The sequence below is a fragment of the Halalkalibaculum sp. DA3122 genome (assembly GCF_043951865.1).
In the GTDB taxonomy this organism is placed as follows: Bacteria; Bacteroidota; Rhodothermia; order Balneolales; family Balneolaceae; genus JAMQKA01.
In genome coordinates this window covers 1-9,632 of record NZ_JBINJF010000056.1, presented here as the reverse complement: position 1 = coordinate 9,632, position 9,632 = coordinate 1, and the positions used below count along the sequence as shown (strand labels likewise).

The 9,632-nt window shown below is 48.4% G+C and carries 8 protein-coding genes; 2 read left to right on the top strand and 6 right to left on the bottom strand.

Translation table 11 applies throughout. The annotated features are described in order from the left end of the window. Nucleotides 1-556: 556 nt before the first annotated feature. The 3 genes from ACG2F4_RS18695 to ACG2F4_RS18685 form a co-directional block, all read right to left on the bottom strand. Nucleotides 557-1,123, bottom strand: coding sequence for a TetR/AcrR family transcriptional regulator (locus ACG2F4_RS18695; RefSeq protein ID WP_395262470.1), 567 nt, complete (start codon nt 1,121-1,123; stop codon nt 557-559). Next, nucleotides 1,124-1,561 carry a hypothetical protein gene (locus tag ACG2F4_RS18690; protein ID WP_395262469.1) on the bottom strand — a complete coding sequence of 146 codons (438 nt, stop codon included), beginning with the start codon at nt 1,559-1,561 and terminating at the stop codon, nt 1,124-1,126. A 283-nt stretch (nt 1,562-1,844) separates the two neighbouring features. After that, on the bottom strand, nt 1,845-2,111 hold the full coding sequence (locus ACG2F4_RS18685; RefSeq protein ID WP_395262468.1) for a hypothetical protein: 267 nt from the start codon (nt 2,109-2,111) through the stop codon (nt 1,845-1,847). Nucleotides 2,112-2,244: 133 nt separating this feature from the next. On the opposite strand from ACG2F4_RS18685, the gene ACG2F4_RS18680 reads away from it, so the two are divergent. After that, nucleotides 2,245-4,524, top strand: a complete 2,280-nt coding sequence (locus ACG2F4_RS18680) for a TonB-dependent receptor (protein ID WP_395262467.1) — start codon at nt 2,245-2,247, stop codon at nt 4,522-4,524. A 347-nt stretch (nt 4,525-4,871) separates the two neighbouring features. On the opposite strand, the gene sugE is transcribed toward ACG2F4_RS18680, so the two are convergent. Then, a complete protein-coding gene (gene sugE, locus ACG2F4_RS18675; protein ID WP_395262466.1) occupies nt 4,872-5,192 on the bottom strand; it encodes a quaternary ammonium compound efflux SMR transporter SugE in 321 nt (106 codons plus the stop codon). 130 nt (nt 5,193-5,322) lie between these two features. Beyond that, nucleotides 5,323-6,336 (bottom strand): 3-dehydro-L-gulonate 2-dehydrogenase, encoded by a 1,014-nt coding sequence (yiaK, locus tag ACG2F4_RS18670; RefSeq protein ID WP_395262465.1) that lies wholly within the window; start codon nt 6,334-6,336, stop codon nt 5,323-5,325. Nucleotides 6,337-6,703: 367 nt separating this feature from the next. On the opposite strand from yiaK, the gene ACG2F4_RS18665 reads away from it, so the two are divergent. Continuing rightward, on the top strand, nt 6,704-7,750 hold the full coding sequence (locus ACG2F4_RS18665; RefSeq protein ID WP_395262464.1) for a hotdog domain-containing protein: 1,047 nt from the start codon (nt 6,704-6,706) through the stop codon (nt 7,748-7,750). Between the two features lie 641 nt (nt 7,751-8,391). Here the strand turns inward: ACG2F4_RS18665 and ACG2F4_RS18660 are convergent. Next, nucleotides 8,392-9,375, bottom strand: a complete 984-nt coding sequence (locus tag ACG2F4_RS18660; RefSeq protein WP_395262463.1) for a GlxA family transcriptional regulator — start codon at nt 9,373-9,375, stop codon at nt 8,392-8,394. Between the last annotated feature and the right edge of the window lie 257 nt (nt 9,376-9,632).

Sequence of the window (9,632 nt, the reverse complement as noted above, 5' to 3'; positions counted from 1 at the left end):
GATTTGTGAGCCGCGGTTTAGTTATTTGTTACTGGTTTATTAGTTATTTGGCTAAAATGCTGAACTAATAACTAATTCCTAATAACCAATAACTAATTTTAACCGGTGATTTTTTGGATTCCTTTTTGTTCAGACAAAAAGGAATAACTCTAATAATTGGAAAGTGATATTCTGACTTTTGAGGATGCCCTATTCTAAACTGGAAGAGTTCGCTTAGCGATCGGTAAGTACACACCTCAGATCGACTTCAGGAAGAGATTAAATACCACCCTGCTAATTCGGCCTTGAATGGGGTGCGGAAGCCGAAGCAGGCGTAGGTGGATGTTGTACCGGTGAGGACCCTGAAGGCAACCGCCAAGCGCAAAGGGCCATCAACATCCACGCCTGCGGCGGCTGGAGCGGGTGCCCCATTCACCGCCTTGATCTTTTGGCCTACCCGCTTCCAGCTTTGCTGGTCCCGTACTACTGTCGGGATTAGATCAAGCCTAAAGGGACACCACTATTATAAAAAATAGTTGCTTTTCCCATTGAAGGTTCTTCATCATCTTTTATCTGTTTATTTTTTCAACATACGCAAAACGGCTTTTACCGTCTCATCAATCACGTTCTCCGGCTCAAGTGAAGTTATATTCCGTTGAATAAAAATGGTGCTGCGCTGTACCATACCCACAATCCAGGCAACGGTAATCGTCGGCTCCGACACCTGAAATAAATTTTGCTCCATCCCCTCCTGCAGCGCTTCCTCAAAAATATCTTTTGGCAGCGGTTTGGCCAGCATATCCCGGGTAATAATCTCCTCGCGGTGATTGGCAATGAGTATATAGGAGAACTCCAGTGTGCGATTAAAGGCAAATTCAAACATGGTGCGAACCAATATCTCAATCTTCTGTTCCGGACCGGATTGTTCTTGCACGGCTTTCTTCAACGTACTGCGAAACTTCGTGGCACAATTTAAAAAGATGGTCCGTGCAAGATCATCCTTGCTTTTAAAATGGCGGTATATATTTCCCTCAGCAGTATCAGCCCCCTGCGCTATGGCCCTTACTGACGTCGCATCTATACCGTGCTTCACAAATAGTTGTAAAGCCGTTTCCAATATCGCTTTCCTTTTGGTATCGCCCACTTATCTTCCTTCAATGATTTGCGTTCTGAAATTCGAGTGACAGCTTACGCAGCCCTGCTGGATAATACTGTAATGTTTCAAGATCTCGTTCATGTTTTGTGCTTTTGCATCTCTGGCCAGTGAATCTGCCTGGTTATGCACCTGCATGTCCAACGCGGCAAAAGCTTTCATCTTTTGCTTGCCGAGAATACCGGCAATTTCGCTTCGCTGGTCCGCCGGAATTTTGGGGTGGTTGACAATATTATGTGCACCCGACCAGATCGTTTCGTAATTCTCGTTCCAGATACCAACCTCAATGGTTTGCATATCCATCATCAGACGCTGCATGATCGTTGTAATCGGTTGTGTATCATCCTGCACGGGATCACTTCCGATCTCAACCATCGCTACTGAAAAAAATATCACCAACACACAAAGAAGCAAAAATTGATGTTTCATAATCTAACTCATTTAGTATGTGAATGTTTACTCACAATATTGTAAATTTACTCTAGTATTGCAATTTGAAATAATGTGATGACAAGATTTGTCATGTAGAGTCTTTATTAATTCACGGCAACAAAAACTGAATCATACGCAATTTGTATTGCTGACTCGGCTTAATAACATATCACCGTTTATATTGATTTTATTCCTTTCGGCCTGGTCGCTGCAAAGCCTGCCACCGGGTTTGATACAGCAGTTATCCCATTCCAAAAACGACGTTATGGTATGCGCAAAATCAGGGGATTCTGGGACCACCTGCGACATGAATGGGACTCACCATTGCAATTGCAGTCACCACTCCTCGGATAATACAGAAAATGACAACACCGTCACCATTTGTGGGTGTACCCATCACGGGAACGAAGTAGTTGGTGTAGCGTCTCCATTTCAGATTAAAGCCCCGCTGGTTTCGGCTTTTGGCGGGATCTCCTTTTCCCCGACTTCCATCCTTCCCGGCATGAAGCAGCATCGGCTGTTTATCTTTACGGATGACATTTTCCATCCGCCCCGGCCAACCGCATGATCTCCTTTTTTCCAATCAAATTTCATCAATCACGCTGCATCACTGTGCGGTAACGCTATTGCAATAGCAATATCTCGATTGTGATGCGGATGAACGAAACCATATTAGAATCATGCGAACACAAAAAATACTTTCTTTGGCAATTGGACTGTTACTCCTTACTGTTTTCCCGGGTTACGCCTGGGCTCAACACACGTTTACAGGCAAAGTGCTGGACCGATCAACCAGTACACCGTTAACCGGTGCCCACGTGCATTGGTTGGACGGCGGTGTAACTACAACGACGAATACCAACGGCGAATTCAGCTTTACTGCAGATGTCGAAACGTTAATCCTGCGCATTACCTATGTGGGCTACAAAACTGAAACCGTTGAACTCAATGCGGGAGATGGTGCAGATGGAACAGCAACAATCTACTTGCGAAAATCCAGGGAGGCGTTGAGCCCGGTTACGGTGCTGGCAAGAAAAACCTCCGCCCAGCCCGACCAGTTTTTGCAGGCCATCTCGACCGTTAACCTTTCGCACGATGCGGGACAGTTTCTCAAGGATTCGCCCAATATTTCAGGCATTCGCAAAGGCGGCGGTTTTGGCGTCGATCCCGTACTGCGCGGTTTCCAAAAAAATCAGCTGATGGTGGAGATGGACGGCCTGCTGCAATCCCAGGGTGCCTGTCCCAACCGGATGGATCCCCCAACAACACACATTCAGATGGAGCAGATCGAAGAAGTTGAGATTCTTAAGGGGCCCTATGCCCTGAAGCACGGGCCCTCGTTTGGCGGTATCATCAATTTCAAATCACAGCAGGCGAACCATTTCGGCAATCCTGCTATTTCGAGTTACGTAACCGCCGGTTACGAAAGCAACATCGACCGCCAGCGCTATGCGGGCGGCATCAAAAAAGAGGGCGGCCGATGGACGACCAACATATACGGGGCTTTTGCATCCACTGAAAATTATGAGGACGGTTCCGGAAACAGCGTTAGCGCCGGGATGTCGAATGCCGAATATTCGGTGGAAACATCGGTCCAGTTAAATAGTGCCAACACCCTTAAAGCCAAACTGAGTCAGAATTTTGCGCGGGATGTGGAATACCCGGCGCTGATGATGGATATGCGGGAAGACAACATCACCAACGCCACGCTTACCTATACCAAGGCTGATCTCGGCAGGGGACGCTTTAAAAGCTCGGTTTTTGGCTCGTACGTTGCACACGTTATGGATAACCTGGATCGCGAGATGTCAAAAATGACCGAAGCGGTTACGGACCTGGCCACGGAAACCTACGGGTACGATATTTCCTATGTGCTACCGGGGACATCGGGCAGCTGGACCTTCGGCGCCGACGCCACGCTCAGGTATATGGAGGGATTTCGCACCCGCGATTTCAACATGGGTCCCATGGCCGGGCAGACCGTCACCGATAACGTCTGGCAGGGTGGAAAACGCAATCGTTTTGGCGGTGTGGTGGAATACCAGCCGATTATCAGCGAATGGAACGTGGTGATCTCTTCCAGATTCGACTACTACTACTCCAATGCCGGCGATCCAGATACGTATTTTGCCCAGTCCCTCGGAACGCTCGACCAGGAGCACCTGGGATGGAGTGCCAGCGCCGGCTTTACCAAAGATCTGCATCCGAACTGGACGACCGGCTTCTGGGTTGGACGATCGGAGCGCTACCCCGGCATGGATGAGCTTTTTGTCAACTACCTGGCCATCGGGATGGATCCCTATGAATACGTAGGCAATCCGCAGTTGAACTCCGAGGCCAACCACCAGGTAGATGCGATGCTCAACTATACGAACAAAGTCATCAGTATTGAGACTTCACTGTTCTACAGCTACGTGACCGATTATATCAGCGCGGCCGTTCGTCCCGATTTGAATCCCAAACAGATGGGGGCACCGGGCGTAAAGCAGTTTGTGAATGTGGAAGAAGCTGCCTTGTACGGATTTGAGCTGACGTTCCAAAACAATGGGCGCAATAAATTGGGTTACAACCTGTCCACAGCCTATACTATCGGCCGCAATGTAACGGCTGATGAAGATCTGCCACAGATTCCGGCTTATGAGGCCAATCTTAAACTGGATTACAGCTTCCTTAATGGCAAGCTGATTCCTCAACTGCACCTGCGCGGAGTAGCTGAGCAAACCCGTGTGGCCGAATCGTTTGTTGAGCAGCCAACGGACGGTTACCTGTTGACGAGTTTCAAGCTGAGTTCCCAACTGGGACGCGGCATTCAGCTCTCGGCGGGCGTAGACAACCTGTTTGACGTGACGTACCACGAGCACCTGAACCGTAGCTTGCAGGGATCTACCCTGCCGCTCAACGATCCCGGTCGCAGTTTCTTTGTTGAGCTCAAATGGAACGGGATACTTTCATCACTCTAACACCGATCAAAACAATCATATGGGGATGCTTTATATGTATCCCCTCATGATTGTTAAATGCAGCGTTATCAGCTATTAAATAGTATGATTAGGGCATCCTCACAACCATATTACTTCATTGACTAGCAATGAATTAGATGTCTTAATTTTTTTAATAAATGCAAGGAATTTGACTAATTTTCCCAAACGCTTGCAATTTTTCGGTCCCCTTATGTCAATGTAGGATCCTGTTTGTATACAATAGCTTTGCCAGCCGCAGACCGACCGTGCAGTGATGCCCCTCGACAGAGGGAGGATGCAACGGAACTCGTGGATTGTCTGGCATAACCTGATTTTGCGAAATTTACCTAATCGGGAGAGACAAGTTTCAGGCCTATTATCCCGGCGATTATAAGCAGGATACAGCTGATTCTGAGCAGATCCCTGGATTCATCAAACAAAATCATTCCCAGTATCGCCGTTCCCACTGCTCCAATGCCTGTCCATACCGCGTACGCTGTTCCCACCGGAATAACTTTTAACCCTTGAGCCAGGAAATAAAAACTGATCACCATTGCGATGACGGTACCAATGCTTGGATAGAGCCTGGTAAAACCCTCAGAATATTTCAGGCCTACCGCCCACACTATTTCAAACAAACCAGCAATTATTAAGTAAAACCAAGCCATATTATTCATTTTTCAGAAAAGGATGTATGGGTTACAACCTGAATAATTCACCAGGATTTAAAAATAATATCCTTGTAGAAGACATTGATATAATCCAGGTACGTTGTTGCTGCCAGAAAAAAGTGTCGGCTTAGCAGGATTGCGATGAAAGCCGTTCAATATTTTTCCACACCGATTCACTGACCGGGATTCCATATTCCAGGTGGTCTTTTCGCGTTGCCAGGGTCCGCTCCCCGGGATAATATGTACGTTCTCCATCCTGTATTGGAGGCACATCATGTACATGGTCAATAATTTCATCCAATAACTGGTTTTTCAAGTTGCCATCAGCGAACTTTTCGGGATCGATGCAGATAAAAACCTGGGAAATGGCGATTTCCTCGTCATCATCAATGTTGTGTGTTGGATTGCCATCAGAAAGCAGGGCAGCCAGCATGTCCAAGACGATTGTCAGCGCTGATCCTTTCCAGTAGCCCGCGGGCAGCGCATGTCCCGTGGCAAGTATTTTTCCGGGATCTTTTGTCAGGTTTCCCTCGCTATCCCAGCCGCCGGCAAACGGGAGCAACTCATTGTTGAGCTTGTAGGTATTCATTTTGCCCAGCGAAAATTGGGAGGTGGCCATATCCAGCACCACATGACCCTTTTCTCTTGGAATAGCAATGATGAAAGGGTTATTCCCGATCCGGTTTTCCCGGCCACCCCAGGGCGGCATATTGGATTTCGTATTTGTGAAGCACAGGGCTATTTTCCCGGCATCTGCCGCCTGCCACCCGTAGGTACCGCCGCGCATCCAGTGATTGGTGTTGCGCAGTGCCACACAGCCGATCGTATGTTCCCGGGCAAGCGTCATCGCCCGCTCCATGCAGTGATGAGCATTGGAGACCCCGGGCGCCAGGTTGCCATCCCAACGCTCGAGGACCCCGAAAGAGCCCACTTTTTCCGGTTCGGCAGCAACGTCGATCAGTCCGCGCTCCACATAATCGATAAAGGAAGGGAAGCGGTTGAGTCCGTGCGAATAGACCCCGTCGCAACTAGACTGGGTGTGCGTTTGAGCGATAAGCCGGGCCCGTTCTTCCGGGAAATCATAGTTTCGCAAAATTTGGTAAAGCTGCTCGTAAATTTCTTGGAAACTCCGTTTCATCATTGAATATTTTTCCTGGTTTCTAGCAGTTTGGGATAACAAAAACTCAGTTCGATGCAAGTTGCAGCCAGCGCGGGCTTGCCTGGAATACGGGGATTATCACTCAACAGTCTTCCGCAGGCGGAGTTGCAATGTAGCCAATGAGAGCGCAGCGGGCAAGAGTATAGAATTCCGGTTGCCAGTGGTCAACATGGCTTTAATTAAAAATGAAATATTATCGCTTTCAGAGGCAAATTCACAAAAGTCACTCTTGGAGAAGAAAAATTCAGACAGATTGAACTTTGATGAGCCAAATACAAAATTGTACTGAATTAGTGATGCCATAAGTTCGTTTTTTATATTTAAACGTATTTTCACCTAAAATTATCCAATGATGCGTCCTTTAGATACCTCCATTGAGCGAACCCTCCCGTTTAGCAGTGACCGTCAGCTACGTCGTAAATTTATGATTGTGGACAGGCAGATTCCCGGTAATATGCGCTGGGGACGACTGCTGGAGCATCTCGACAAGCTGGCCGAAGATGTGGCGCTGGACTATGTCCACCGGTTTGAACCTGGGGCACGTGTGGTGACGGCTGCCGTCGATGATATCGCCCTGCATGTTCCGGGCGATATAACCAGGGATGTCTATCTTAGGGCTCGCATCAATTATGTGGGACGCACCTCCATGGAGGTCGGCATCAGGGTTGACCAGGATAAGGAGGCAGAACACTCCCTGGCGGCCTGTTATTTTACGATGGTGGCGCGTACCGGAGAAGGGAAAGAAGCCGAAAGCCTGCCCATTCCCCCGCTTGAATATGAAAGCGACCTGGAAAAAGAGCGATACCAGGCGGCGATAGAACGACGCAAGTCCTACCGCCGGCAGATTGACGCGCTGGAAGAGCCGCCGAGTAAAGAGGAATTCCATCACCTCCGTGAACTGCACCAGGCACAGGAAGAGGAGGGTTTTGACGGCCTATTGGCCGGAGATCTTACTCGCAGCAGCATGGAAAGAATGTACCCGGATCATGAAAACGTACCCAAGAAAATATTTGGGGGCTACGTCATCCGCCGGGCGTTTGAGCTGGCGTTGATGCACGCTGAGGAGATCGCCCCAAACCGGCCGGTATTTGTACGCGTGAACCGGATCAACTTTCTGCAGCCGATCCGTATTGGCGACAAACTCGATTTTACCAGTCGCATCGTATATACGGGTGAAACTTCTATCAGCATTGAAATCGATATTGAGCGCACCAGCCTGGATAAAGTGACCAAGGCGCTTTCCAATACCTGTGTGTTCACCTTTGTAAATGTGGATGAAAATATGGATCCTCAGCCGGTTCCCACGGTATATCCTACGACGTATGCTGAAGATGAGCGATATCTAAAAGCACATCGCCGCCGTAAAAAGGAACGGCAGATGGAGCCCGCCGGGTAATAAAGGGATCCAGATCATTTAGAGTATCTCATGAAAATGTTGGTAACTATCTGCCTTTCGGGGCTTCTTAATCATGATTCCCTGTTTATTTTTTCATCGAAGAAGACAAACCGCAACATTCGTCGCCGGAGATAGGTTATTGGTTTAATTCAAAAAACGAATAACCAGTCCGCAAATAACGAAACCGCGCCTGTGCTAAAACCATTGAACTTAATTCTAATACTGGCGCGGGCGTCTCGCTCGTGCCATTCCTGCATGCAGCGGAGTGGGGGATTATGAATGAAGGATTTCGAAGGAGTAGGTCGTATGAACGGGGTATTGCACCATGTCCAAACCCGAAGAATTTCTGTTTTATGAGGAGCAGGCGATTCATCTGAACAGCGGACGGGATGAGGTCCGCCCGGGGAGTTAAATTCTTCTTGAGTTTTCGGTTCCTTTTGTATCAAGACAAAAGAAACATCTCTTCTGTTAAAACCGCTTTTTGTGTTGAGGCTTTTCGTTCCGGTAAGGTTGCTATCCCCCGTATTAAATGAGAGATAGTTGAAGGCAATAGAGGGAAAACCGGGCATCTAAAATACCCTTTCAGCCTTACCAATTGCCGGCAGGTCATCTGTCTGGGGATGCCAAAAAAAGGTCGGTTTTTAGACGGCTACGGCATCGCGGTTGTATTTCTCACGGTATTCGATCGGCGTCAGGCCGGTGATCCTGCGGAACAGGTTACGAAAGGACTTGGTATCTGAATAGCCGACCTCGTACATCACTTCGGTCACATTTTTACGGGTTCGCTCCAGGTCTTTTTTGGCCGCCTCAATTTTTACGCGCTGGACATATTCCGTTACCGTATTGGAGGTGGCCCGCTTGAATCGCCGTTCCAGCGTACGGCGGCTCAGTGCCAGTTTATCGGCCAGTTCATCCACGCGGATTGTTCGCTCGTAATTTTCTTCGATGTATTCCTGGGCCGATTTAATTTTCTCGTCGGCGTGATCTTTTTGTCCTTCAAACATGATAAACGGCGACTGGCTTTCGCGATCGATATCAATGGCAAATGCTTTGGAAATATGCACCGCCACCTCTCTGCCGGCATTCTTCTCGATCAGGTACATCAGTAAATTCAGGAAAGCGTAGGCTCCGCCGCTGGTGTAGATGCCGTCCTCCTCTGTCATGATCTTTTCATCCACCAGCTCCACTTCGGGGTACAATTTCCGAAAGCTGTTGGCGTGCATCCAGTGGGTGGAGCATTTTTTGCCATCCAGCAGGCCCGTCTCGGCCAGGAAAAAAGCCGCCACGCACATGCTGGCCACTTCCGCCCCGTTTTTATACTGGTGTAAAATCCAGGGGATAAACTCCTGGTTTTTCTTTTTGGCGGCAGGCACATCATCAAAAATGGCCGGAATGATAATCAGGTCTGTTTCCCCAACTTCCGTCATCAGGCAGTCGGGGGTAACCGAAAAGATACCGGGCGACTGGCGGACCTCCTGCTCCAGTCCCACCAGGTGGATATCGAACACCGGCTTCCGTCCCAGCTGCTGCAACGTCTGGTTCACCATCGACAGAATTTGGTGCGTACCGCCGATGTTTACGACACTGGCATTACCGCGTGGGATGAGGATGGATACGTGTTTCATCGGTTTGGGCATTAATTAACAGTGACTGGCTCCGGTAAAACTATTATCAATTAACCAAAACCCGCTGTCGCAATCAACCCGCAAGAATGGCGTAATCACCACGGGTGGAGTTGCATTTAAGACATTATGTTGGAATAGTATTCAATTGAACCCTCAAATCACTTAACCCGGATTATTCACGAAGTAGAACAAATTACGGCTTAAGCCAATGATATTATGATATCCAGCGGAAGTACCCGGTAGCTCAAATTTGGGTA

Coding starts and splice junctions, on each gene's coding strand:
- ACG2F4_RS18690 (WP_395262469.1), bottom strand. CDS start 1,561: ATGAAACATCAATTTTTGCTTCTTTGTGTGTTGGTGATATTTTTTTCA.
- ACG2F4_RS18685 (WP_395262468.1), bottom strand. CDS start 2,111: ATGGAAAATGTCATCCGTAAAGATAAACAGCCGATGCTGCTTCATGCC.
- ACG2F4_RS18680 (WP_395262467.1), top strand. CDS start 2,245: ATGCGAACACAAAAAATACTTTCTTTGGCAATTGGACTGTTACTCCTT.
- sugE (WP_395262466.1), bottom strand. CDS start 5,192: ATGGCTTGGTTTTACTTAATAATTGCTGGTTTGTTTGAAATAGTGTGG.
- yiaK (WP_395262465.1), bottom strand. CDS start 6,336: ATGATGAAACGGAGTTTCCAAGAAATTTACGAGCAGCTTTACCAAATT.
- ACG2F4_RS18665 (WP_395262464.1), top strand. CDS start 6,704: ATGATGCGTCCTTTAGATACCTCCATTGAGCGAACCCTCCCGTTTAGC.
- ACG2F4_RS18660 (WP_395262463.1), bottom strand. CDS start 9,375: ATGAAACACGTATCCATCCTCATCCCACGCGGTAATGCCAGTGTCGTA.